The sequence below is a fragment of the Mucilaginibacter pallidiroseus genome (genome assembly GCF_007846085.1).
In the GTDB taxonomy this organism is placed as follows: domain Bacteria; phylum Bacteroidota; class Bacteroidia; order Sphingobacteriales; family Sphingobacteriaceae; genus Mucilaginibacter; species Mucilaginibacter pallidiroseus.
Window position 1 is genome coordinate 226,779 of the sequence record NZ_VOEJ01000002.1, and the last position, 24,615, is coordinate 251,393.

Below are 24,615 nucleotides of genomic sequence, written 5' to 3' on the forward strand. Positions count from 1 at the left end.
TAACTTTTTTAAGGAGTTCTTATTTAACGTTTTTTTCAAGGTAAGCAACCGCTTGACCTACAGTGCCGATAGTTTCTGCCTGATCGTCAGGAATGGCAACGTTAAATTCTTTTTCAAACTCCATGATTAATTCCACGGTGTCTAACGAGTCAGCACCAAGATCGTTAGTGAAGCTTGCTTCAGGTGTAACTTCACTTTCGTCAACACCCAGTTTTTCTACGATAATAGCTTTTACTCTTGAAGCGATATCAGACATAGTCTTATGATTTAATGATTAATAAAATTTCAGTGCAAAGAAAAATAAATTCTGTTAAATATCAAATCTAAAATCTTCGCATAAAGTTTGCAACAAAATTTACTCGCAAAGGTTTGGATTAGTAATTTTAACGCCGTAAAAGTAATGATTTTGAACAGGAAAAATTTAAAGTTTGAGATCGATTTTGATTTTGTTCTCATAGCAGTAACGTCATCACTGAAAGATTATCGAATTTGTTACCTTATTAACAAGTATTTAAACTTTAATTTTAGCCGAGATACCGACCTTGAAGTTGATATTAGCAACCAGGGGCGCGTTTTGCATTTTTCGCTTTTTCACCACAGTTGGGAAAGCACCGAAACAGATTTTTATTTTATTGCAAATAAGGGATCAGAGGGGTACCTTGTACCCGAAATGCGCGAGGCCGACTATTTTTTCATGATCAAAAACTATATTGATGATGATGACCTTGAGGGCATCATATCAAACCTAAACAAGATACCTGAAATTGTTGCGGCCGTAAAGATTGATCCGAAAAAAGTAAAATCCCGTGAAAATCTGTTATTTTAGCGGGCGTTTAAAAGAAGTGTTACTGATACACTATATATAATGTATAGTATTGCCATAATTAACCTGAGCATATGAGTTTTTATTATAATCGAACAAAGATTGTTGCCACAATGGGGCCGGCTTCGGCTAAGAAGGATGTTTTATTAGCTATGGTGCGGGCCGGCTTAAATGTTTGCCGCCTTAACTTTAGCCATGGTAAACCCGAAGATCACAAAAAAGTGATTGATGTAATTCGCGAGATAAATGCGGAATATAAAACAAACGTTGGTATCCTTGCCGATCTTCAGGGCCCTAAAATCCGTATTGGCTTGGTTAAAGATGGTGGCATACACTTAAAAAATGGCAGCCGCATCAACATCACAACGCATGAAAGCATTGGTGATGATAACCAGATATACATCACCTACGAGACCTTCCCGCAGGATGTACAGGCAAATGAAATTATTTTGCTTGATGATGGTAAATTGCAGTTACGCGTTATTGAAACCAACCGTAAAGACACTGTTGTTTGCGAGGTTGTACACGGTGGTATTTTAACATCACGTAAAGGTGTTAACCTGCCAAACACCAAAGTATCTATCCCAAGCTTAACACCAGAAGATATAGTTAACCTACACTTTGCCCTTGAGCAGGATGTTGATTGGATAGGTTTATCATTTGTACGTACCGGCGAAGATATTGTTGACCTTAAACGCATCATAAAAGAAAGCGGAAAAGGTGCACGCGTTATTGCTAAAATCGAAAAACCTGAGGCGATAGAAAATATCGACTCAATTATAGCTGCTACAGACGGCGTGATGGTTGCCCGTGGCGACCTTGGTGTTGAAATGCCTTTAGAAGAAGTGCCGTTGCTGCAAAAAATGATTGCACGCAAATGCCGCGATGCTTCAAAACCGGTTATTGTAGCTACGCAGATGCTTGAATCAATGATCACTACCCCGCGCCCAACCCGTGCCGAGGTGAATGACGTTGCCAACTCTGTACTTGACGGTGCTGATGCAGTTATGCTAAGCGGCGAAACATCTGTTGGTGAGTTCCCGGTTATCGTTATTGAAACAATGGCTAAAATTGTTCGTAACGTTGAAGACCTGGGCTATCCGTACCATGCACCTAAAGCCGAAAGAGAAGACCCAACATCTCCAAACTACTTAAGTGATGCACTTTGCAGCTCGGCAGTATATTTGGCTAAACAAACAAATGCTGCAGGTGTAGTTTCCATGACAACGTCTGGCTACACTGCATTTGAGATATCTAGTTTCAGGCCTAAAGCTGCCACTTACATCTTTACATCAAACAAGCAACTGCTTAATGCGCTTAGCCTTGTTTGGGGTGTAAGAGCATTTTATTACGACCAATTGGAAAGCACTGATAAAACCATTGCTGATGTTAACAATATTCTTAAAGAACAAAGCCTGATCAACGTAGGTGATGTTATTATCAATACGGCAGCAGTGCCAATTGTTAAACAAGGCAAAACCAACATGATAAAAGTAAGCGTGGTTGAGTAATTAACCGGGCTTGTAAGATAGAAAAGGGTTAGGCATTGTGCCTAACCCTTTTTTATTTTCATAGAAATCGCCGTTATTACAAAGAAATCAATTTCCAATTATTTAGCTTTAGGTGCATATGTTTTAGGATCTAATGCTGTTGGCGACCAATTCTGGAAAAATTCCATTACCTTGGCTTTGCTGTGGCCTTTACCTTCCTCAAGGTATGATGAGTTTTGGGTATGCAGGCGGTTGCCTTTCCCGTCGAGTATTACAAAAACCGGGAATCCGAAACGTTGCGGATATCCCAAACCGGCAAGTACTGCATCATTGGTATTTTCTTTACTATAGTTTACATGCAGCACGACATAATTGTCGTTCATGTGTTTATTCAATTCTGCATTTTGAGTGACCAGATCGTTGAACAAATAACACCAGCTGCACCAGTTACCACCAATTTGCAGCAATACATTTTTATGCTGGGCCGATGCCGTTTTAACAGCGGCAGCAATATCAGCCTTGGCGTTTGCTTCCGGGTTATAAATTTTTGGCTTCTCGACTTTGCCCGCTTCCTGCGCTTTTACTGTAACGCCAAGGGTAAGTATGGCGGCTATTAATATCAACTTTCTCATATCCTAAATTTTATCTTTCTAAATATAAAAGATAAATAGGGCCTTAAGGGTGTTTGCAAAGTAAAAATGTTGTAAAAAACAAAAGCCCCTGATGGGCTTTTAAAGATTTTGGTTAAATTTTACGAAGCGTAACGCCTATTGTATGTCACCGAATCTTTGTCGGGTTTGTTTGCAACATGCGGGGCATCGTGGTTATTGGGCGCTTTGGCCAGCATTGCACGTTGCCTTAAAATTCTGCGCTTACGTCTTTTAATTTGAAAGCGCTGGCCCCAGTGGTCAAAAGAACCTGTAATAGCCAATATACCTCCTATTACAAATACTGCTATCATAACTATGATGAAAACGTGCAGCAGGTTAGTGAACAAATTTGTCATAAAGTTATATTAAGTAATACAATAAACTAATAGGCAATAGCTATGCCTTTATTGCTGAATCCTAATAATAACGCCTAAAAGGCAGATATTTGCTACTATAGAAGGGGTATTATAAACTACATTACTAAAATACTGAATACATTGGATATAAACGCAGCATTGTACCTGTTTTAGTACAAAACTCCCATTTACATAGTTGCCTTTACTACTATATAAGGCGACAAAGCTTTACTTTCCACAGGTATTAGCTTGGTAAATACTTTGCCGGCTACCCAAATGGCTTTGGTTATAAGCTTAGCTGCACCTGTTTGCTCTGATTTATTTTCGAGCCAAACCGAAAATTTACCGTGGTAATATGCTTCTGTATTTTTTAACCCAAGGTCTGCGCAAGCTTGCTTTAACATAGCAAGATCCATACTGTTTATATTGTGCTTGTCGTAGTTTTCTTTATCAAAGTTCTTTTGTACCCAGCCGTTAACGCTTTTAAAATTAGGTAACGTGATAAACAACGTACCGCCGGGCTTTAAAAATTTGAGGTGCTCGTTTATGATAAACTTTGTATCGTTAAAATGCTCTATCAATCCAAAGGACAATACCATATCAAACTTTGCAGGGGGCTGATAAGTGAAAAGATCAGCCTCCACTATGTTGATGTCGCAAGGCTGCATATCATTAGCAGTTAGCAATTGTTCAACAAGTCCCTGGTGTATAAAATAATCGAGTAGTGTAGTTTCAATGTGTTTATACTTTTTAAGGTAGATAGAGTAATAACCCGGAAACCCACCAAGTTCAACCGCATTTTTCACACCTTTTTCCTTAATGATATTTCCCAAAATGTCGCCGAAGACATAATTAGGCTTCAATTTAAAAATCAGCCCTTTTCGCGACTCCCAAAACGATTTCCAAAAAGCACGGTCGGTTAAATTATTCTCCATTAAAGTACTATGGTCGGCTTTGCCGTGTCAAATCTTGTTTCTAAAATACGTGCAGGGTTACCAACTGCCACGCTGTTATCCGGTACATCTTTTACAACTACAGCCCCTGCACCAATGCTCACGTTATTGCCTATGGTTATGTCGCCAATAATACATGCATTTGCGCCAATAGTAACATTGTTACCAAGGCGCGGACTGTTACTCAAAGTACCATCGGCGAGCTCTTTATGGCCTATGGTTACACCGTTGCGCAGTGTGCAATTCTCGCCAATTATGGCTTTGTAATTCACCACCAAACCTTGCCCATGATAAAACACCATGTTTTTGCCAACCTTAAGCTTGCGGGGCAATTCAATGCCAAGCACCCATTCTACAAAGAAGCGGTAAAACATCAGGTACCAAAAAAATAGCACTTTTAGCAGCATGTAACGGTCAATAGCGTTTACCAGCCTAAACATGGGCAGCACAAGCAAAGCCTTAACGTTGCCACGGTTGGCACGCCAGTCTTGAAATACATATGCAAAAAAGTTCATGCTTGGGCTGTTATTTGCTTTTAATGCGCTTTGCAGCGTTCAAAAGTAAAATTTTTAATTTTAGTATCATTATACTTGCCCGATAATTGCGCTTAAGCTTGATGAAGGTTGCCTTGATAAATACATCTGATGCAGGCGGCGGTGCCGCCGAAGCCTGTATGCGCTTGTTAAAAGCATTGCAACAGCAGCATGTTAACGCTAAATTGGTAGTGCAACACAAAACCCGCGCTAACGACAACGTTTACACTATTGAACGATCATCCGTCGACAAAGCATTATCTAACTTCAATTTTTTTTATGAGCGCCTGCCTTTTATTGCTTTTCAAGAACGTGATAAGTTGGTGAGGTTTGCTTTCTCAACAGCCAACGCCGGGACAGACATAAGCAACCAAGCAATTATCAGGGATGCTGACATATTGCACATCCACTGGACCAATTCCGGTTTCCTGTCAATCAAAGATCTTAAAAAACTATTTCTGCTAAATAAGCCAATAGTCTGGACCCTGCACGATATGTGGGCATTTACCGGAGGTTGCCATTATGCCGGCAGTTGCAATCACTTCATAAATCAGTGCGGCAACTGTTACTTTTTACGCAATCCGTCATCCAATGATATATCCCATCAGGGCTGGCTGCGCAAGCAGGACATGTACAGTGCAGTAAAAAACCTGAGCATTGTAACCTGCAGCAACTGGCTGGGGCAAGTGGCTAAAAAAAGCTCATTATTGGATGAAGCCAACATACAAGCCATTCCCAACCCTATCGATACGGATTTATTCTCACCAAAAGATAAAATCGCTGCGCACAACAAATGGGGTGTCGGCACAAATGCAAAAGTTATCTTATTTGGTGCTGCCAACATTAACGACAGGCGCAAGGGTATTACATATTTGGTAGAAGCTTTGCATATCCTGAAAAAAGAATATGATATGGGCAATCCTGTGGAGATAGTTATCTTTGGTAAGAACAAACACTTTGATACATCAACGCTGCCTTTCCCGGTTCATCAATTAAACATTATTACCTCCGCTGCCGACCTTGCAGAAATTTATAGCCTTGCCGATGTATACGTATCACCATCTATAGAAGATAACTTGCCTAACACCATTATGGAGGCTATGGCCTGCGGTACGCCCTGCGTTGCTTTCAATACCGGCGGCATACCAGACATGATAGTTCACCAGGAACACGGTTACTTGGCCGAATTTAAATCGGCCGCCGACCTGGCAAACGGCTTGTATAGCATATTAAATGCACCTAACTGGCAGGCACTATCAGTTGCAGCAAGAGAAAAGGTATTGGCCGACTTTAACAACGACAAGGTTGCTAACCAGTATATCGATGTATATAAAAACGCCTTAAGTAGAAAGGGCGATAAATGAAACCGACCCTTAGCGTCATAACTGTAGTGTATAACAACGTACGCGATATCGGTATAACCTTGCAATCGGTAACCGGGCAAACTTACGACGCCATAGAATATATCGTAGTAGATGGCGCCTCAACAGACGGTACACTGGTTGTAATTGAAAGATATAGCAACCACATTAGGAGATTTGTGAGTGAGCCCGACAAAGGCATTTATGACGCCATGAACAAAGGGCTTAAGCTGGCTACAGGAGATTATGTGATCTTCATGAACTCGGGTGACGAATTTTATGATAATAATACTGTCGAAAAAGTTTTTGCCACTGCAGATGATGCAGATATTTATTACGGCGAAACCGAAATGATTAACGATGCCCGCCAAAGCCTGGGCCAGCGCCGCCATACTGCACCCAAAACATTTACCTGGCGAGGTTTTAAATATGGCATGAGTATTAGCCACCAGGCTATTTATATCAGGAGAAGTTTGGTTGAGCCTTATAATCCGGCATACCAGCTGAGTGCCGATATCGACTGGATTATAACGGCCGCAAAAAAGGCCCGCAAAATTATTAGGGTTGATGGTTACGTTGCCAAATACCTGGTGGGTGGTATGTCAAAAGCTGAACATAAACAAAGCCTATTGGAACGTTTCGACATCATGAAACGCCACTATGGTTTGCTGCCAACCGTTTTTAACCATTTTATTATCGCTTTTAATTTGGGCTGGTACTGGCTGAAGAACAGAAGAACGAATGATTGAGTGATTAGATTTTAGATTACCATGTACCAAATGTGATGATATAAAAAGAGCGATGAGTTTATACCCATCGCTCTTTTGGTATCGGCTAAAGCGTTTACTTACGCTACTTGCTTTTTCTTTTTAGTTTCCAGGAAAATAGCACCGGCTAATGCCAACACCAATAGTATCGAACCTATTAACGAGATCTTTTCGCCTGCATAGTAAGATGTGGGGTGGAAAACAAACTCGATCTTGTGGTTACCCAATGGTATGGTAGCTGCACGCAACAGATAATCTGCACGGAAATACGGCTGCTCCACGCCATCAATTAACATTGTCCAGCCTTTGTTATAGTATATTTCCGAGAACACGGCTACCTGGTTGGTAGTTGAGCCCGATTGGTAAACCATGTGATCCGGGTTGTAACTTACCAATTTAATGGTTGCATTAGGGTCTGAAGCGGTAACCGGTAAACGCTCAACAATTTTTTTGTACTGCTGGTCAACCATTGCCTCGGCCTTAGGGTCAAAGCTGCTTATGGCGTTCATCTCCTGGTCGGCATCTTTCACATAGTTTATGCTGTTTACAAACCATGCATTACCGCAAGCCGTTCGATTAGCCTGCATATTTGCCGTACCCGTTTTTTGATCTGGCGTAATGATGTATTTGGCGTTCAGCATATCCAATACATCATGGTTAACAGTGCTGCTTAATTGGTTAAGATAAAGCTCTTCGTAACGTTTAAGCCTTGCAGCCGAATAACCTGTGATTGACTTGTGGAAGAACGGGTTGTAAGTATCTGATCGGAAATCAGCACCGGCATCAAATACACGGAAGTGCGGATCCTTATCTTTCAAAATAAACTCATCAACTTCACGGGGTTTAACTACCTGCTCAGCGTCAATTTTATCCTGAAATTTCGAATCTTTTAAATAGCGCTTGTCTATCTGCCAAAGATCAACCAGGGTAATGGCGAACAAGATGATAGATAATACTTCTGCCTTTACCCTGCCTTTTATATAGGCGAATAAAACGCCAAATGTAAGCGCCAGGAAGAACAGGGTGCGTATAGCGTCGGTACGTTCCAATGAGATCCTGTCCTTCACTACAGCGTTGGCAATCTGGTTGGCCATTGCTGTATCGCCTTTAAATGCTTGCGACAGGTAATTGATGCCGGCAGCCTCGTCAGCAGCTTTAAAGCTGAAAAGCAAATCTGGCAGGGCAATCATCAGGAGGGTAAAACCACCTGTAATGTAGCCGGCAATTAAAAGTTTCTTTTGGATGATTTTTTTATCAGCAGTATTGATCAGCTCCTGTACGGCAAGGAATGCCAGGATAGGGAAACAGATACTTGCAACAGCCAATATCGACTCAACCGCTCGGAACTTGTTGTACAGCGGAAAGTAGTTGAAGAAAATGTCTGAAACATAAGGCCAGTTGCGGCCAAATGATAATAATAAGGTTAAAACAATAGTGCCAACCAACCACCATTTAACACGGCTGCGGATGATGAGCAAGCCAAATACAAATAGGAAGCAGATTACAGCACCAAAATAAAACGGACCAGAAGTACCCGGTTTGTTACCCCAGTACATAGTTAAACCCGGGATTGATCCTGTAATTTGCTGTGCGTAATTAAGCGCCTGATCGGCCGGTACCTGTTTATCTAAAAACACCTTTGTAGTAGCCGAGTTAGCGTCAATTTGTGGTGCCTCTGCGCCGGTACCGCCACCGTATGCATTGGGGATAAGGAAGGTAACAGATTCTCCCACGCCCTGGCTCCATTGGTAGGCATATTCTTTATCGAGGCCGTTGCTTGGCTCTTTGGTGGTTTGTTTTAGGTTTGATTTGCCACGGATAGTCTCAGTACCATAGTCATACGTACTCCACAGTATTGATGCGTTTACAGCAACAGCCAACAAAGTAGCACCCGCTAAAAAAGCAATGGCTTTGCCAAACTGTTGCAATCTTTTACCCTTTACCGCATGGTACAATTCAATACCCACCAATATCAGGATAGACAGCAGCAGGTAATACGTCATCTGGATGTGATTGGCGCGGATCTCCATCGCCAGGAACAAGGCGGTTAATGATCCGCCTAAGAAGTAGTTTCCTCTTAATGTGAGGATAATACCCGCAAGTATGGGTGCAAAAAATGCAATGGCGAAGGCCTGGTTGGAGTGCCCCGCCACAAGCAAAATAATATTGTATGACGAAAAAGTGAACGCCACAGCACCCGCAGCAGCGAGCCACGGCCTTATCTTTAACACGTTAAATAAAAGGTAGGTACCCAGTAAAAGCAGTAATACGGTATCAACTGGGTTAGGGAACACGGCTTTAACAACATTAACAACATGCGAGGTAATATTATCCGGATATGGAGCCCATATCTGAAAGGTAGGCATACCACCAAAGATCTGGTTGGTCCAAAGTATGGTTGTGTGCTTGGCGCGATATTTCATGATCTCGCCCTGGGTGGATTGTGCGCCTATAACATCGCTTTGGCCTAAGGTTTTACCCTGAAATGCCGGGGTAAGGAAGAAAAAGCAGATGGCAACAAAAATTGCAATAACAGCCAGGTGTGTGCCATTGCGTTTAAACCAATTGTTCATTTAAATCTTTTAAGGGATAGTTAATACTCTTTTAAACCTCAAAAATAGAAATTTGCATGAGATTAAAACTATAACTTTTACAAGATTATGGCTTAACAGTTATGCGGTTGGCTATCAAAATGGAAGAAAAGGAATACCATAAAGGCTATGCTTAAGACATAGATGATAATGTTCAGCCTGTTATATTCCTCGCGGTTTCGGCGAATGGTGTAGGCATTGTAAAGGGCAAGTACACCTACAACTATCCAAAAGAAGTTATTGATACGGTTACACCCGGTAAAAGCCTGTATAAGCAAAGCAACAATAATAAAATTAGTTATCAGCAATATAACCGATGGCGGCGTATTGTTATGATTTTTGCGACGTTTATAAAGCTCCTCGGGTATCATTTGCTGGTACTATTTTTCTTTGATTTCCTCGTATTCAACAAAATCGCCTTCGGTATCGGGTATTGAGCTTTTGCGGCTATCGGCAGGGATGTGATCAACCTTTATACGGCCCTCTGGCGGGCGTTGCTGGTAATAGTTTTGTTGCTGGCGCGCCTGCTCCTGTGCTTTATTAACAAAGCCTTGAAAAAGCATTGGCAAAAATATACGCACAAGGCTGCGTATAATGTATAATACACAAATAGATATGATGAGAAACCTTATCAGGACCATTGATTTTTAATTTAAGCTTACAAATATAAGTATATAACGAATAAAAAGTTTCGTTATGATGACACGCACTTATAATGGATTTACGTCGAATGTATTTGTTACAGTTTGCCTTTACCGTATGCATTAGCTATCATTTGCATATAAACAGCTTTTTACCTTGCATGTGGGATGCCGAAATAAATTCGGCATGACCCGCTAAAAGATGTGACGGTTCTAAATCAAATGCTATTTCAAGAAAATGCGGTAGCTAAACCCTAAAACACAACTATTAACGGGTAATTAATACCCGATAACAAACCCCTAAAAACCTTAACTAAACTTCTCCTCCATCATTTTCTCTAAAGCAAACATTTCATCACGAAGCTTGGCAGCCAGCAGGAAGTCCATATTTTTGGCGGCGGCAAGCATATCCTTCTTGGTGCTGTCAATAGATTTTTTGAGATCCGCTTTGGTCATGTAATTTACGATCGGATCAGCAGCCAGGGTTAACACATCTGTTTCAACATACGCTTGCTGTACACCGCCCTTAAAGTCAACCACTGATGTTTGCTCCATAATCTCGCTTTTGGTTTTGCCAACCGTGCGCGGCGTAATGCCATGCTCTTCGTTGTACTTGATCTGCTTTTCACGACGACGACTGGTTTCGTCAATCGTTATCTGCATGGATTCAGTTATCGTATCGGCATACATAATAACTCGTCCCCTGTCATTACGGGCCGCACGACCAATGGTTTGTATCAACGACCGCTCCGAGCGCAGGAAACCTTCTTTATCAGCATCTAATATGGCCACTAATGAAACCTCAGGTAAATCAAGCCCTTCACGTAATAAGTTAATACCTATCAGTACATCAAACTCGCCAAGGCGCAATCCGCGCAAAATTTCCACGCGCTCCAAGGTTTTTACCTCCGAGTGGATGTAGCGGCATTTGATACCAAGCCTATCCATGTATTTAGCCAACTCCTCGGCCATGCGTTTGGTAAGGGTGGTAACCAGCACGCGGTCGCCGGCTTTTATTGTTTTGTCTACCTCATCAAGCAGGTCATCAACCTGGTTAATAACGGGGCGTATCTCAATTATCGGGTCCAGCAGGCCGGTTGGGCGTATAACTTGTTCAACAACTATACCTTCAGATTTTTCAAGCTCAAAATCGCCCGGCGTAGCGCTTACATAAATAGTTTGCGGGGCAAGGCGCTCAAACTCCTGGAAATTTAACGGGCGGTTATCCATCGCCGCAGGCAAACGAAAACCGTAATCCACCAGGGCAATTTTACGCGACCTGTCACCTCCATACATTGCACGTATTTGCGGCACAGTAACGTGGCTCTCGTCAATCACCATCAGGTAATCATCAGGGAAATAATCTAACAAACAGAATGGCCTTGCACCCGGCGCGCGGCCGTCAAAAAAGCGCGAATAGTTTTCAATACCGCTGCAATAACCCAGTTCGCGTATCATCTCAAGGTCGTAGTTAACCCTTTCTTCTAAACGCTTGGCCTCCAGGAAACGCTGATCGTCTATGAACTGCTTTTTACGCACCTCCAACTCTTCCTGTATAGCCCAGATGGATTGCTGGAAACGCTCGCGCGGGGCTACGTATAAGTTGGCCGGGTAAACCACCAGATGGGTTGTTTTTTCAATAGTTTTACCGGTGGTTATATCAAATGAGCTAAGCTCCTCAATATCATCTCCAAAAAATGAAACCCGATAAGCATAATCAAGGTATGGCGGGAAAATATCAACCGTATCACCTTTAACACGGAAAGTACCGCGCTTAAAATCGGCCGTTGTTCGGGCATATAAAATCTCGACCAGGCGATGCAAAAACGCATTACGGCTTACACGGGTGCCCACCGCAAACTTAAATACCGAAGCTGCAAAGTCCTCAGGATTACCCATACCATAAATACACGATATGGATGATACCACAATTACATCGCGGCGCCCGCTCATTAATGCCGAAGTGGTACGCAAACGCAACTTTTCAATCTCCTCATTTATTTGAAGATCTTTCTCGATATAGGTATTTGACGAGGGAATAAATGCCTCGGGCTGGTAATAATCGTAATAGGATACAAAATAGTTAACCGCATTATCCGGAAAAAACTGCTTAAACTCGCCATACAATTGCGCCGCAAGCGTTTTGTTGTGGCTTAGTATGAGTGTAGGTTTTTGAGTTTGCTCAATTACGTTGGCAATACTAAACGTTTTTCCCGACCCTGTAACCCCCAAAAGAGTTTGAAAAGGATCGCCGTTGTTTACACCCTCAACCAGTTGCTTGATGGCACCTGGCTGATCGCCTGTAGGAACGTATTGAGAAGTTATTTTAAAATCCATTATTCAAAAATAGTGATTACTGGTCAAACATTTGTGATCGGGCTGTCAAGATTGCTAAGTATTTTAGTCAGAATACAGCTAACCGCTAAGCAATATAACTTATAAAAGCAGGCAATGTTCGCAGCTTGTTTCAAAGTAAGTAACCCGGCATGACAACCCTATGTCAGCAGCAACACAATGCCACACTTTTTTGTTAATAATGCTAAGCATTGCATTTAATACCACTAACTTGACCAAGCTTTTGCAGGTTGGTGTTTCAAAAATATAACACCCATTACCATGCCGTTTATCTTAAACAAAACAGACAGTATTGCAAACCAATTTTTGGCCGAACTACGTGATGCCGAAATACAGCAAGATAAAGGGCGTTTTAGACGCAACCAACAAAAACTTGGCGGGATACTGGCTTACGAAATAAGTAAAACCTTTCCCTATACCGATAGTGAAATAACAACACCGCTTGGCATAGCCAATATTAACCTGCCAAACGTGCAGCCGGTTCTGGTAACCATTTTAAGAGCAGGCTTGCCGTTTCACCAGGGCTTTATGGATGTATTTGAACAATCGGAGTCGGCATTTATAACTGCATGCCGCAAAACCAACAAAAGCGGCGCGTTTACAATCCAGGTAGATCACATATCTGCACCCAATCTTGACGGTAAAACTTTAATCATTATTGATACCATGCTGGCCACCGGGCAAAGCATTGTTCGCGTTTGCAAAGAACTGTTGGCACAATACCAGATAGCCGAACTGCATGTGGCCGCCATTATTGCCAGCACCGAGGGGATTGCGCATGTGCGTGCAAACCTGCCCAAGGTTAAAGTGTGGGTTTGTGCCGTTGATGAGGAAATGACCAGCAAGAGCTACATAGTGCCCGGTTTAGGTGATGCCGGAGATTTGGCGTTTGGAGAGAAAGCATAATAATTGTAACCCCCACAAACAGCTACAAAAACTATACATAGCTTTACGGCGTTACTTTGCCAGAATGAAATCTTACAAACACATCTTTTTTGACCTTGACCATACCATTTGGGACTTTGATAAAAACGCGGAGGAAACGCTTAACGAACTTTACTGTACTTATAATCTTGGTGACATAGGCATTGTATCATGTGCAGATTTTATTGAAAGTTACACCCGCAATAACCATCAGCTTTGGGCAGATTATCACTTGGGTAAAATTAGTAAAGAAACCCTGCGCGGAACCCGTTTCAGAAAAACCTTTTTAGAAATGGGCGTACTGCCCGATCTTGTGCCTGACGCATTCGAGGATGATTATGTAAGGCTCGGGCCGTATAAAACCAACCTGTTTCCGCATGCGCATGAAACGCTAAGCTATTTGCAGGGTAAATACACGCTGCACCTTATTTCCAACGGGTTTAAAGAGTCGGTAGAAACTAAGGTTAGTAATACAGGAATTGATAGATATTTCGACCAGATAATTATATCTGAAATAGTTGGTGTAAATAAGCCCGACCCGGCCATTTTTGAATATGCGGTAAACGCCGCCAATGCCAAAGCAGATGAAAGCGTTATGATAGGCGACAGTATTGAGGCCGACATTCGCGGTGCACTGGGATATGGTATGGATGCCATTTATTTTAACCCGATAGGCCTTGAAAAACCTGCTGATGTACCGAAGCAAATTGCTCATTTAAAAGAACTAACTTTAATATTATGAACCTGGGTAAAGAGCGCCGCCTTATTGATGATGCCCTGAGCAATTACCGCGCACAGCTGGATAGCTTTACGGATGAGCAGTTTACCAAAACGCCGCCAATGGGTGGCTGGAGCCTTGCCGAAGTTTACGAGCACATTATGAAGGCTACGCTTAGCTCGGGCATTGCGCTTGAACGGTGCGCACATAATGTGGCCGAGCCAACAAAAGGCGGCCTTAACTTTTGGGGATATTATACAATGCTCACAGGCAAAATCCCGCCAATAAAGGTTACCGCGCCCGAAAATATGACCGGCATAAACCCAACCGGTAAAATATCTATCGAGGAGGCTAAAAACCTCATCATCAAAACCCGCAAGCGGATGGATACCATTGCCCCGCTCGTAAAAGATGCATCACCAAAAATTAAATACAAACACCCCCGTCTGGGCATGTTAACCGCGCCGCAATGGTACAAGTTTATACGGGTGCATCTGCTGCACCATCTTGATCAGTTGGACAGGATAAAAAATAATTTTTCATCAGGCCGGTAACCTTTTACATTTAACAGTGTCTTAACGGTATAATAATTTAATTGTTAGACCTTTGTAAAAACAATACAAGATGAATTTCGAATTTACTTACTTGTTTGTAGTTGGTTTACTGGTGCTGTTGGGCGTATTTTATTTAAGCCCCTATGAGCTTCGGGTTAACGAGGAAGAGGACGACGAATAACAGTTGTACTAAAACCCTGTGGCCTTGCCATGTAACCAACATTTGTTTTTTATTTAGACCGGATGTACCGCCAATAAATTAATGGCAAAACGCGAAGTAGATATAGTAATCATATCTGATGTCCACCTGGGCACTTATGGCTGCCACGCCAAAGAACTTTTAAAATACCTTAAATCCATCAAGCCAAAAATGCTGATCCTGAATGGCGATATTATCGACATTTGGCAGTTCAGCAAATCATACTGGCCCGAAAGCCACATGAAGGTGGTGCGCCGTATACTCAAGTTTGTTACCGAAGGCGTTCCTGTTTACTACCTTACCGGCAACCATGATGAAATGCTACGCAAGTTTACCGATCTTAACCTGGGCTCGTTTCAACTGCTTAACAAAGTTGTGCTCAACATTGATGGCAAAAAGGCCTGGATTTTTCATGGTGACGTATTTGATGTTACCATGCAGCACTCCAAATGGCTGGCCAAATTAGGCGCCATAGGTTATGATACATTGATACTCATCAACAGCCTAACCAACTGGCTGCTCACCGCTATGGGCCGCCCTAAAATGAGCTTTTCGCAAAAGGTAAAAGCTAAGTTTAAGGATGCCGTTAAATTCATTAACCAGTTTGAGCAAACCGCGGCCGACCTTGCTGTCGAAAAGCAGTATAGCTATGTTATTTGCGGGCACATACACCACGCCGAGATAAGGGAAATAAAATCTACCGAAAACACAGGCTCGGTGCTCTACCTTAACAGCGGCGACTGGGTGGAAAGCCTTACCGCCCTTGAGTACCACAACGGCAACTGGGATATTTTTAAATACAACCCAACCGATTTCGCCCAGGAAGTTTTGGACGATGATGTTACCGACGCCGAAGACCTGGACGCCAAAATGGATGTACGCAGCCTGTTAGAGCGCTTTAGGCAGGAGGCGCATTAGTAGCCAAAGCCTTCCGATTGATTTTGCAAATGGAGTTTCATCGACCAAATTAAACTTTCCACTTGTGTAAGGGCTTTGAGTTGTTCTTCTAAACTTTTTGTCATCGATGCAAGCATAATTTTGGAGGGATTTAGTTGAATCGTTTTTTTCAACAGATCATCATGAAGGTTTTTTTCAAATGAGTCATTCATCATAATCAGATAAGATTGAATAGTTATTCCGTTGAATATTTCCAATGAATAAGCTTTATTCTCATCAGCATATTGTTTTAACATCTGTCTAACCTTAACGGACATTCCCTGAGTTGCTTTAAACTGCGTAACGAAATGCTCAATTTCTTCATTTGGCTTATCTAAATAAGTTTTTTTATACGTTAGCCAAGCGATTAGCAATCCAGCAAGTCCAATTATCGTTTCGATCATTTTAACAAAGGTTAGGAGTTATAACATAATAAAGTTAATTAATTCCGACACACTTCATCCCCTTTGCGCCTCTTTACCTATAATTTACGTGCATTTAATTTGCAACACGCATTTGTTTGCTAAATTGCCCCGTCATTTCTGCTCGCTATGAAAATATTGTTTGGTATACAGGGTACAGGTAACGGCCATATAAGCCGTGCGCGCGAAATTGTTCCCCTGTTGCAGCAATACGGCGAGGTAGATCTTTTGGTAAGCGGTACCGAAGCCGAGGTAAGCCTAAGTCAGCCTCTTAAATACAAAATGCATGGCTTTAGCTTTGTATTTGGTAAAAATGGTGGGGTAGATAAATGGGCTACTTTCAAAATAATGAATACCCGGCAACTTTGGCGCGACATGCGCAGCTTGCCGCTTAAGCAGTACGATCTTATTATAAACGATTTTGAACCGGTAAGCGCCTGGGCATGCAAACTTCAGGGGGTACCATCAGTTTCGTTAAGTCACCAGTGTTCGTTCGTTTCAAAAAACACACCGCGCCCCCGCAAGTGGAGCGCTGCAGAACTGATATTTAAGTACTACTCGCCCACCACTCATCACGTTGGTTTTCATTTTGAGCGATACGATGACTTTATCCATACGCCCGTTATCCGCAGCGATATCCGAAAAATGGAAACCAGTAACCTGGGCCACTACGCTGTTTACCTGCCGGCCTACAGTGATGATAAGCTGTTAAAATATCTTGGTCAGGCTAGAGATGCCCAATGGCAGGTCTTCTCTAAACGTACCAAAAAGCCTTACAGCGTTGGCAATGTAAAGGTGTTCCCCGTAAATAATGAAGCATTTAATACAAGCCTGGCGAGTTGCGCAGGCCTGCTTACCGGCGGTGGTTTTGAGGGCCCGGCAGAGGCGTTGTATTTAGGCAAAAAAGTAATGATGATACCTATGCGCGGCCAGTACGAGCAGCAATGTAATGCGCTGTCGGCATCCAAATTAGGTGTATCAGTTATTCATTCCATCAGCCGCGACTTTTTAAACCGTGTTAACGGATGGCTTGCCGAAGATAAAAGGATCGTTGTTGATTTCCCTGATGAAACCGCGCAGATTGTAGATACGATGATAAAGCAGTACGCGCGCTAATAATCAATTGCGCTGTAAAAGGTTTTTCTGCTAATTTTACCGCGCAACAAGCAGCCCGTAAATGATAAACCTTTTTAAAGTCTATAATCCGCTTAACGTAATATGGCTGGCTGTGCTGTTGTTAATTACCCGCATTGGTTACGCCCTGCAAGCTCCTGATAAAATCCAGTTTGTTTTTGTTGAGCCATTTGCGCGCCTGCTTATCCCTGCATCGTACGAGTACACCTTTTCGCCAGGTATGAATATCTTTTTGGCGGCCGTGCTGGTATTGGCACAGGCCCTGCTCATCAATTATCTTGCAAATTTATATAACCTGCTTAGCCGGCCAACATTTTTGCCGGCGCTAATGTATGTAACGCTATCGGCATTGTTTACACCATTCATGGTATTAAGCGCTCCTTTGTTTTGCAACTTCTTGGTGATTTGGATGCTGTTTAAGCTATTGAGTCTTTACAAAAGCGATGATGCCAAATCTACCGCATATGATTTAGGTATAATCGTAGCAATTGGCTCGCTAATATATCTGCCTTTCATATACCTTTTTTTATGCATCTGGATTGCCCTAATTATTTTCAAGCCTTTTAACTGGCGGGAATGGATTTCGGGCATCTTAGGCTACCTTACGGTCTTTTTCTTCCTGGCCGTTATCTATTACCTCAGCAATCGCCTGGGCTATTTCTTTAAGATATGGGCACCTTTAGGCACGCGATTTCCGAACAGTATCAACATCAGGTATATCAATTATTTGGTACTTGTACCGGTGGTATTGTTGTTGATACTCTACTTTTATAAACTGCAGCAAAATTACCTTAAGAGCTATGTGCAGGTACGCAAATCATTCCTACTGCTATTTTTCCTTTTTCTGATTGCCGGCATGTCTTTTTATGTGAAGAGTCAGTTCAACTTAAACCACTTTTTGCTTTGTGCAGTGCCCGCGTCTGTCTTTTTTGCCTACTATTTTTTAAACGGCACCAAAAAGTGGATCTACGAAAGTTTGTACTTCCTGCTGCTTATCAGCATTATATACTTTCAGTTTAACACTTTTTAACTTTTACATTCGTTCATATTTCGGCGGTTATGTTAGTTTTGTAGCATGAAATTTGGCGTAGTAATTTTTCCGGGTTCTAATTGCGATGAAGATATCATCCACGTTCTTGAAAATGTAATGGGCCAGCAGGTTGTAAGGTTATGGCATAAAGACCATGATTTACAAGGTGCTGAGTTTATAGTTTTGCCGGGAGGCTTTTCCTTCGGCGATTACCTTCGCTCGGGTGCTATTGCCCGCTTCTCGCCTATTATGCAAGAGGTTATTCAATTTGCGGCAAAGGGCGGCAAAGTAATGGGCATTTGCAATGGTTTCCAGATCCTGGCCGAGGCTGGTTTGGTACCGGGAGCGCTGCTGCACAACGAAAACCGCAAATTTATTTGCCGCAATATTTATTTAAAGGCACAAACCACCAACTCGCTGGTAACCCGATCTATTGATCCGCAACGCGCACTTAAAATACCTTTGGCCCATGGCGAGGGTAACTATTTTGCCGAGCCTGATGTATTGAAAGCCATTAATGATAACGATCAGGTATTGTTCCGCTATTGCGACGAGGCCGGTAACATCACTACCGATGCCAATCCAAACGGTTCGGCAGAGAACATAGCAGGTGTTTGTAACGAAGGCCGCAACGTGTTTGGCTTTATGCCACACCCGGAGCGTGCTGCCGAAGCATTGGTAGGTAACCAGGACGGCCTGGCCATATTTGAATCAATTTTATCGCTGGCTAACGCCTAATGGCAAACCTGGTTATTGATATTGGTAACACGTTTACAAAGGTGGCCATATTTGATGGCGGCCATATGTTAAGGGTTGAGCAATACGATGACGCAGAACAGGCCGATGTAAACAGCTTTTTAACAAATTACAATATTGAAAAGGTAGTGATTGCCACTGTGAAAACAGAAAGGCAAAGCTGGCTGCACATACTTGAGGCACGCTTTAATGTGCTTTATTTTAACAGCCTTGTACCTGCCGGCGTAAATAACCACTATAAAACACCACAAACATTAGGGGCCGACAGGTTTGCTGCCGTAGTTGGCGCACACCACCTGTACCCCGGCAACAACAATATGGTTATTGGCGGCGGCACCTGCATTACCTATGACTATGTTGACGCTGATGCAAATTATTTTGGCGGCAGTATATCGCCGGGGCTAAAAATGCGTTATAAAGCCGTTAATTATTACACAGCGGCTTTGCCCCTGTTAAGTGCAGACGAGGGCTTTAACGAAGCTTACGGGCATGATACTCGAACAGCCATTACATCCGGCGTGCAAAACGGGATAAAATATGAGCTTAAGGGCTTTATTGAAAACTATATAAAAACAGCTAAAGAGTACAACATTATACTGCACGGGGGCGACAGTATTTTTTTTGATACTCTATTGAAAAATAGCATCTTTGCCCCCTATATTAAAATTGAGCCTTACCTGGTTCTCAAAGGATTAAACGCAGCTATACAAAAGCATAATGATTAAATTTATAAGGTTCGGTGTATTAGTATTACTTACTGCAGCTACGGTTACTGCAAACGCACAAAGCACAGCAACAACCAGTTCTCCGTACTCGCGCTATGGCCTGGGAGATTATAACCCGGCAGTATTACCAACCAACATTGGTATGGGTGGTATATCAACAGCTATAAATACAGTTGGCCTTTTTAATAACATCAACCCTGCTAACCCTGCGTCATACTCAAAAATAGGTATTACCGTTATTGATGCTGGTTTGCTTGCACGTATTACCACGCTAAATAAAACAGGGCAAAACAGCCAGTCAAACAATTCATTCAGGTTGAGCCACCTTGCATTCGGTATCCCGGTAAGCAAGCGCTCGGCGTTAGCTTTTGGTTTAATGCCATACACCGAAATGGGTTACAACTACCGCCAAAAGTTAAACAACTTTGGCACCGGCCTCCCCGCAGATACAAATGCTGTTAACTACATTTACTCAGGCGATGGCGGCTTGTCAAAAATTTACCTTGGTTACGGTTTTGGTATAGGTAGCCACTTGTCAATCGGTGCCAATGCATCCTATATCTTTGGTAACTTAAAAGAAACCCAATCTACCGAGATACCAAACATTTCATTAGGTGTACTTAATTCAAGGGTTGAAGAAAGCAATGCCATCAATGGTTTTAATTATGACTTTGGTGCACAATACTCTATAGATTTTTCGCTGCGCAGGCACCTTACCTTTGGTTACTCGGGCTCGGCAAACACCAAGCTCAATACACAAAGCCGTTATATTGTAAGTAACTATTATAGCGATAGCAACGGCGACGCGGGACTGGCTACAGACAGTATCGTAAACCGCACTAACCCAAAGGGCAAAGTACAATTACCGCTTATGCAGCACTTCGGTATATCGTACCAAAATGATGGTAAGTTTTTAATTGGTGCAGATTACAGCATGGGCAAATGGTCGGAGCTAACTGTTGACGGTGTTAATAGGGGCCTAAGAAACAGCCGCACGGTAAACGTGGGTGGCCAGTTTACGCCAAACATCAATTCGCTTTCAAACTATTGGGCATCTGTAGATTATCGCCTCGGATTTATCATGGACGATACTTACATGGTAGTTAATAACACTAATATCAAACGTTACGCAGGTACCATAGGCTTTGGCTTACCATTGCGCCCCAATAACAGCAGCTTCTACAAAATTAACCTTGCTGCCGAGGTTGGGCGTCGCGGTACATTAGCAAGTGGCCTAGTTAAAGAAAACTACATAAATCTGCACCTTTCGTTCACACTTAATGATAAGTGGTTCCAGAAATACAGGTTTGATTAATAGTACCTGCAATGTTAAACATGGGTAAATACACACGTTTATATTTGCCTGCAATACTAAGCAGCGCACTTTTACTTGGTGCCTGTGAGAATGACCTGAACAAGGTGCGGGCCGTAACTGCCGCCGACGCTACCAAGGCCATCACTATCACCAAAAACGTGAGAATTACATACAGCGATTCTGCTTATGTAAAGGCTGTATTAACGGCGCCTGTGCGTTACGAATACGCAAAAAAGCCACCTGTCGACCAAATGCCCAACGGGGTAAAAATCATCTTCTACAATAAAAACCTGACGGTAGGTGGCGATGTCATTGCCGATTCATGCACCCGCTATGAAGATAAAAACCTGGTAGTCTTTAGGCATAATGTTATAGCAACCAACACTGAAGGAGTTAAATACCGCTCTGAAGAACTGATCTGGAACTCAAAAACCAAAGAAGTTTACTCCAACCAGTCCGTAGTAATGACCAAGCCAGATGGCCAACAAATGACCGGTACTAAATTCACCAGCCAGGAACTTCGCAACCCCAGGTTTGAAAACGCAACGGCCATCGTTCACATGGATAACAGCGTGGCCGAATAGTTTTTTACTGAGATAATTACGCAATATTTTGTGCTATAGAATTTTAGTAAAAATTGTATCTTGCGCCTCTTTTTTGAGTATATAAAATTATAAAGTTATATGGGTATAATGGGTTTTTTGCGAGAGCGAATGGGAAAGATTCTCGCAATTGTTATTGGATTGGCACTTTTTGCTTTCATTATTGGTGAGGTAGTAAAGTCGGGCAGTTCATTTTTCAGAGATAGCGCTAATGAAGTGGGCGAAGTAAATGGTAAAGCCATTTCTTACCAGGAATTTAACGAAAGGCTTGATGCTTCTACACAGCAGTTCCGCCAGCAATCTGGCCAGGAGCTTACTCCTCAAATAAACAGCTACCTGCAGGAAACTACCTGGAACCAGCTATTAACCCAGCAACTTTTGGGTAAAGAGATGGATAAATTGGGTATTGTTGTAGGCGATGCCGAAATACAATCAATGATATCAGGTAACAACCCTGACCAAGCCATTGCCCGCCAGTTTGTTGATGAAAAAGGCCAGTTTGATAAATCAAAACTGAACCAGTTTTTACAATACATCAACAGCGGTAAAGCTGATGCTGCACAAATGGACCAATGGGCCAACTTTGTTAAGCAGGTTATTGAAGGCCGCAAATCACAAAAATACATGGCTTTGGTTACCAATGGCCTGTATGTAAACTCACTTGACGCAAAAGATGATTACCTGGCTAAAAACAAGCTGGTAAACTTTAAATACTCAACTTTACCATACGCGTCTATACCAGACAGCCAGGTAAAACTTACCGATGGTGATTACAGCGCTTACTACAACGATCACAAACACGAGTTTATCAACAAACAGGAAACCCGTAATTTCGACTACGTAAGCTTTAATGCTGCTGCTTCAAAAGAAGACTCGGCTGCTGTGAAAGCGCTTGCAGAAAAACTTGCTGCTGATTTCAAGGCTTCAACTAACGATTCGCTCTTTGTACAGGTTAACGCCGAAACTAAAGCCCCTATTGCGTCTGTACGCAAAGGCCAGTTAGAGCCAACGCTTGACTCAGTTATGTTTGGTGCTCAAAAAGGCTTCATCTACGGCCCTTACCTATCAAATGGAAGCTACAAGGTTGCCAAGCTTGTTGCAAGCGAAGTTGGACCAGACTCTGTTAAAGCACGTCACATCTTGATTAACCCGGCTACAGAAGGTGGTATTGACAAAGCTGTTGCTAAAGCAGATTCATTAAAGAAACTTATTGCAGGCGGCAAATCATTTGCTGACCTTGCTAAGATATACTCTGTAGATAAACAATCTGGCGAGAAAGGTGGCGACCTTGGTACTTTTGGCCGTGGCGCCATGGTGCCTGCGTTTGATGAAGCAGTGTTTAATAGCAAACCAAACGAACTTAAAACGGTAACTACCCAGTTTGGCGTGCACCTTTTCGAGGTACAGAGTCAAAAAGGTTCATCTAAAGTGGTTAAAGTAGCCGTGGTTGATAAACCTTTACAACCAAGCAGCAAAACACAGGCAGCTGTTTACAGCAAGGCTCAATCTTTCCTGAGCAGCCTAAACAAAGATAATTTTGATGAGCAGGCTAAAAAATCAGGCTTAACTATTAAAAAAGCTGATGATGTAACTGCTACTGCAGCAGCATTGCCAGGCCTTGATAACGCACGCGACGTTGTTAAATGGGCGTATAAGGCAGAACAAGGTGATTTTTCTGATCAGGTATTCACAACCGGCGATCAGTTTATAGTTGCCCGCTTAACAGCTGTAAAACCTAAAGGCCAGTTATCATTAGATAACGTTAAAAAACAAATTGAGCCTGCTGTTATGAACATGGCTAAAGGCAAAAAATTAACCGAAAAGTATAATGCTGCTTTAAACGGTGCCGGTTCAATTGACCAGGTTGCCCAAAAAGCTGGCAGCACAGTAGTGCCTGTACAAAACATAGTGTTTGCTAACCCGGTTATTCCAGGTTCTGTTCCGGAGTACAAACTTATCGGTTCAATCTTTGGTTCACAGCCAAACAAATTGTCAAAACCGGTTGAAGGTGCTGCAGGTGTGTACGTGTATGTTGTTGACAGCTTTGTTAACCCTGCACAGCTTACCAACGCGGTTCGTGAAAAACAACAGCTATCACAAGCATTGGTACAACGCTCGGAAGGTTTGATACTTGACGCCCTGAAAGATAAGGCTAATGTAAAAGATAACCGCGCTAAGTTCTACTAAGCTAAATTTAAAGTAATTTTACATCCGGCAATTGCGTTATAGCATTGCCGGATTTTTTATTTTAAGGCACCATGGAAATACAGGAAAACATTATAAATAAAGTTGCCCAAAGCGGGCTGGTTACGTTAGACCCTGCCCAGTTTTACGTTGCGGGCGAGCGCGTTGTATATGATATTACCGATAACCTTTTTCATGGCCTTATGCTGCGCGAAAAAGATTTCCGCGAGTTTGTAAAGGGACACGACTGGAGCCAGTATCAGGACAAGTATGTGGCCGTTACCTGCACCGCTGATGCCATTGTACCCGCCTGGGCATATATGCTTTTAGCTAACCGTATGGCCCCTTATGCCAAAGAAGTTGTTTTTGGGGATGCAGAATTATTGGAAACTGTTTTATTTTTAAAACAGATGGCTAACCTTGATGTAGAACAGTACCGCGACCAACGCCTGGTAATAAAAGGCTGCGGCGATATAGATGTCCCAACATCGGCTTATGTGGAGCTTACCAAGAAATTAACTCCCGTGGCCAAAAGCCTCATGTTTGGCGAGCCATGTTCAACAGTACCAATTTATAAACGTAAGGATTAAACTGTT

The 24,615-nt window shown here is 42.5% G+C and carries 26 protein-coding genes; 16 read left to right on the forward strand and 10 right to left on the reverse strand.

The genetic code is table 11. The features are described 5' to 3' along the window. Positions 1–19 precede the first annotated feature (19 nt). Positions 20–256, reverse strand: coding sequence for an acyl carrier protein (locus FPZ43_RS05485; RefSeq protein WP_031266521.1), 237 nt, complete (start codon positions 254–256; stop codon positions 20–22). A 144-nt stretch (positions 257–400) separates the two neighbouring features. On the opposite strand from FPZ43_RS05485, the gene FPZ43_RS05490 reads away from it, so the two are divergent. Beyond that, the gene (locus tag FPZ43_RS05490; RefSeq protein ID WP_261380992.1) at positions 401–826 is read left to right on the forward strand and encodes an IPExxxVDY family protein; all 426 of its coding nucleotides are present in this window, start codon (positions 401–403) and stop codon (positions 824–826) included. 71 nt (positions 827–897) lie between these two features. Then, positions 898–2,334, forward strand: a complete 1,437-nt coding sequence (gene pyk, locus FPZ43_RS05495; RefSeq protein ID WP_146380853.1) for a pyruvate kinase — start codon at positions 898–900, stop codon at positions 2,332–2,334. Between the two features lie 98 nt (positions 2,335–2,432). Here pyk and FPZ43_RS05500 read toward each other — a convergent pair whose 3' ends face one another. The 4 genes from FPZ43_RS05500 to FPZ43_RS05515 form a co-directional block, all read right to left on the reverse strand. Next, positions 2,433–2,945, reverse strand: a complete 513-nt coding sequence (locus FPZ43_RS05500; RefSeq protein WP_146380854.1) for a thioredoxin family protein — start codon at positions 2,943–2,945, stop codon at positions 2,433–2,435. A 119-nt stretch (positions 2,946–3,064) separates the two neighbouring features. Next, complete coding sequence (locus FPZ43_RS05505; RefSeq protein ID WP_146380855.1) at positions 3,065–3,319, reverse strand: hypothetical protein; 255 nt, start codon at positions 3,317–3,319, stop codon at positions 3,065–3,067. A 188-nt stretch (positions 3,320–3,507) separates the two neighbouring features. Further along, complete coding sequence (locus FPZ43_RS05510) at positions 3,508–4,254, reverse strand: class I SAM-dependent methyltransferase (protein ID WP_146380856.1); 747 nt, start codon at positions 4,252–4,254, stop codon at positions 3,508–3,510. After that, positions 4,254–4,787: a serine acetyltransferase gene (locus FPZ43_RS05515; protein ID WP_146380857.1), complete on the reverse strand. Its 534-nt coding sequence runs from the start codon at positions 4,785–4,787 to the stop codon at positions 4,254–4,256. Before FPZ43_RS05515 ends, FPZ43_RS05510 begins: the two co-directional genes overlap by 1 nt. 101 nt (positions 4,788–4,888) lie before the next feature. Here FPZ43_RS05515 and FPZ43_RS05520 point away from each other — a divergent pair, with 101 nt between their 5' ends. After that, on the forward strand, positions 4,889–6,169 hold the full coding sequence (locus tag FPZ43_RS05520; RefSeq protein ID WP_146380858.1) for a glycosyltransferase family 4 protein: 1,281 nt from the start codon (positions 4,889–4,891) through the stop codon (positions 6,167–6,169). Next, on the forward strand, positions 6,166–6,915 hold the full coding sequence (locus tag FPZ43_RS05525) for a glycosyltransferase family 2 protein (RefSeq protein WP_146380859.1): 750 nt from the start codon (positions 6,166–6,168) through the stop codon (positions 6,913–6,915). The genes FPZ43_RS05520 and FPZ43_RS05525 overlap by 4 nt, the downstream gene beginning before the upstream one ends. 98 nt (positions 6,916–7,013) lie before the next feature. On the opposite strand, the gene FPZ43_RS05530 is transcribed toward FPZ43_RS05525, so the two are convergent. The 4 genes from FPZ43_RS05530 to uvrB all read right to left on the reverse strand — a co-directional run bounded on the left by FPZ43_RS05530 (position 7,014) and on the right by uvrB (position 12,502). Further along, positions 7,014–9,506 carry a hypothetical protein gene (locus FPZ43_RS05530; RefSeq protein ID WP_146380860.1) on the reverse strand — a complete coding sequence of 831 codons (2,493 nt, stop codon included), beginning with the start codon at positions 9,504–9,506 and terminating at the stop codon, positions 7,014–7,016. Between the two features lie 92 nt (positions 9,507–9,598). Further along, entirely contained in the window at positions 9,599–9,895 is a 297-nt protein-coding gene (locus FPZ43_RS05535) for a hypothetical protein (RefSeq protein WP_146380861.1), read from the reverse strand. A 9-nt stretch (positions 9,896–9,904) separates the two neighbouring features. Then, positions 9,905–10,165: a DUF4834 domain-containing protein gene (locus FPZ43_RS05540; protein WP_146380862.1), complete on the reverse strand. Its 261-nt coding sequence runs from the start codon at positions 10,163–10,165 to the stop codon at positions 9,905–9,907. 309 nt (positions 10,166–10,474) lie between these two features. Further along, entirely contained in the window at positions 10,475–12,502 is a 2,028-nt protein-coding gene (gene uvrB, locus FPZ43_RS05545; protein ID WP_146380863.1) for an excinuclease ABC subunit UvrB, read from the reverse strand. A 279-nt stretch (positions 12,503–12,781) separates the two neighbouring features. Between uvrB and upp the strand changes: the two genes are divergently transcribed. From upp to FPZ43_RS05565, 4 genes are all read left to right on the forward strand, one after another. After that, the gene (upp, locus tag FPZ43_RS05550) at positions 12,782–13,426 is read left to right on the forward strand and encodes a uracil phosphoribosyltransferase (protein ID WP_146380864.1); all 645 of its coding nucleotides are present in this window, start codon (positions 12,782–12,784) and stop codon (positions 13,424–13,426) included. 64 nt (positions 13,427–13,490) lie between these two features. Continuing rightward, positions 13,491–14,186 carry a YjjG family noncanonical pyrimidine nucleotidase gene (locus FPZ43_RS05555; RefSeq protein WP_146380865.1) on the forward strand — a complete coding sequence of 232 codons (696 nt, stop codon included), beginning with the start codon at positions 13,491–13,493 and terminating at the stop codon, positions 14,184–14,186. Next, complete coding sequence (locus tag FPZ43_RS05560; RefSeq protein WP_146380866.1) at positions 14,183–14,716, forward strand: DinB family protein; 534 nt, start codon at positions 14,183–14,185, stop codon at positions 14,714–14,716. The genes FPZ43_RS05555 and FPZ43_RS05560 overlap by 4 nt, the downstream gene beginning before the upstream one ends. Positions 14,717–14,978: 262 nt before the next feature. After that, positions 14,979–15,833 carry a UDP-2,3-diacylglucosamine diphosphatase gene (locus tag FPZ43_RS05565; RefSeq protein WP_146380867.1) on the forward strand — a complete coding sequence of 285 codons (855 nt, stop codon included), beginning with the start codon at positions 14,979–14,981 and terminating at the stop codon, positions 15,831–15,833. Here FPZ43_RS05565 and FPZ43_RS05570 read toward each other — a convergent pair. Continuing rightward, positions 15,830–16,255: a hypothetical protein gene (locus FPZ43_RS05570; protein WP_146380868.1), complete on the reverse strand. Its 426-nt coding sequence runs from the start codon at positions 16,253–16,255 to the stop codon at positions 15,830–15,832. The two genes, FPZ43_RS05565 and FPZ43_RS05570, sit on opposite strands and share 4 nt — an antisense overlap. A 147-nt stretch (positions 16,256–16,402) precedes the next feature. Between FPZ43_RS05570 and FPZ43_RS05575 the strand changes: the two genes are divergently transcribed. The 8 genes from FPZ43_RS05575 to FPZ43_RS05610 all read left to right on the forward strand — a co-directional run bounded on the left by FPZ43_RS05575 (position 16,403) and on the right by FPZ43_RS05610 (position 24,609). Next, positions 16,403–17,389, forward strand: coding sequence for a glycosyltransferase family protein (locus FPZ43_RS05575; protein WP_146380869.1), 987 nt, complete (start codon positions 16,403–16,405; stop codon positions 17,387–17,389). 61 nt (positions 17,390–17,450) lie between these two features. Further along, the gene (locus FPZ43_RS05580) at positions 17,451–18,437 is read left to right on the forward strand and encodes a DUF6427 family protein (protein WP_146380870.1); all 987 of its coding nucleotides are present in this window, start codon (positions 17,451–17,453) and stop codon (positions 18,435–18,437) included. Between the two features lie 45 nt (positions 18,438–18,482). Beyond that, positions 18,483–19,175, forward strand: a complete 693-nt coding sequence (gene purQ / locus FPZ43_RS05585) for a phosphoribosylformylglycinamidine synthase subunit PurQ (RefSeq protein ID WP_146380871.1) — start codon at positions 18,483–18,485, stop codon at positions 19,173–19,175. Further along, positions 19,175–19,918 carry a type III pantothenate kinase gene (locus FPZ43_RS05590; protein ID WP_146380872.1) on the forward strand — a complete coding sequence of 248 codons (744 nt, stop codon included), beginning with the start codon at positions 19,175–19,177 and terminating at the stop codon, positions 19,916–19,918. The genes purQ and FPZ43_RS05590 overlap by 1 nt, the downstream gene beginning before the upstream one ends. Further along, the gene (locus FPZ43_RS05595; protein ID WP_146380873.1) at positions 19,911–21,233 is read left to right on the forward strand and encodes a hypothetical protein; all 1,323 of its coding nucleotides are present in this window, start codon (positions 19,911–19,913) and stop codon (positions 21,231–21,233) included. The genes FPZ43_RS05590 and FPZ43_RS05595 overlap by 8 nt, the downstream gene beginning before the upstream one ends. A gap of 20 nt (positions 21,234–21,253) precedes the next feature. After that, a complete protein-coding gene (gene lptC / locus FPZ43_RS05600) occupies positions 21,254–21,817 on the forward strand; it encodes an LPS export ABC transporter periplasmic protein LptC (RefSeq protein ID WP_186461769.1) in 564 nt (187 codons plus the stop codon). A gap of 108 nt (positions 21,818–21,925) precedes the next feature. Continuing rightward, positions 21,926–24,022: a peptidylprolyl isomerase gene (locus FPZ43_RS05605; protein WP_261380993.1), complete on the forward strand. Its 2,097-nt coding sequence runs from the start codon at positions 21,926–21,928 to the stop codon at positions 24,020–24,022. Positions 24,023–24,093: 71 nt separating this feature from the next. Continuing rightward, on the forward strand, positions 24,094–24,609 hold the full coding sequence (locus FPZ43_RS05610) for a DUF2480 family protein (RefSeq protein WP_146380876.1): 516 nt from the start codon (positions 24,094–24,096) through the stop codon (positions 24,607–24,609). The last annotated feature ends 6 nt before the right edge of the window (positions 24,610–24,615 follow it).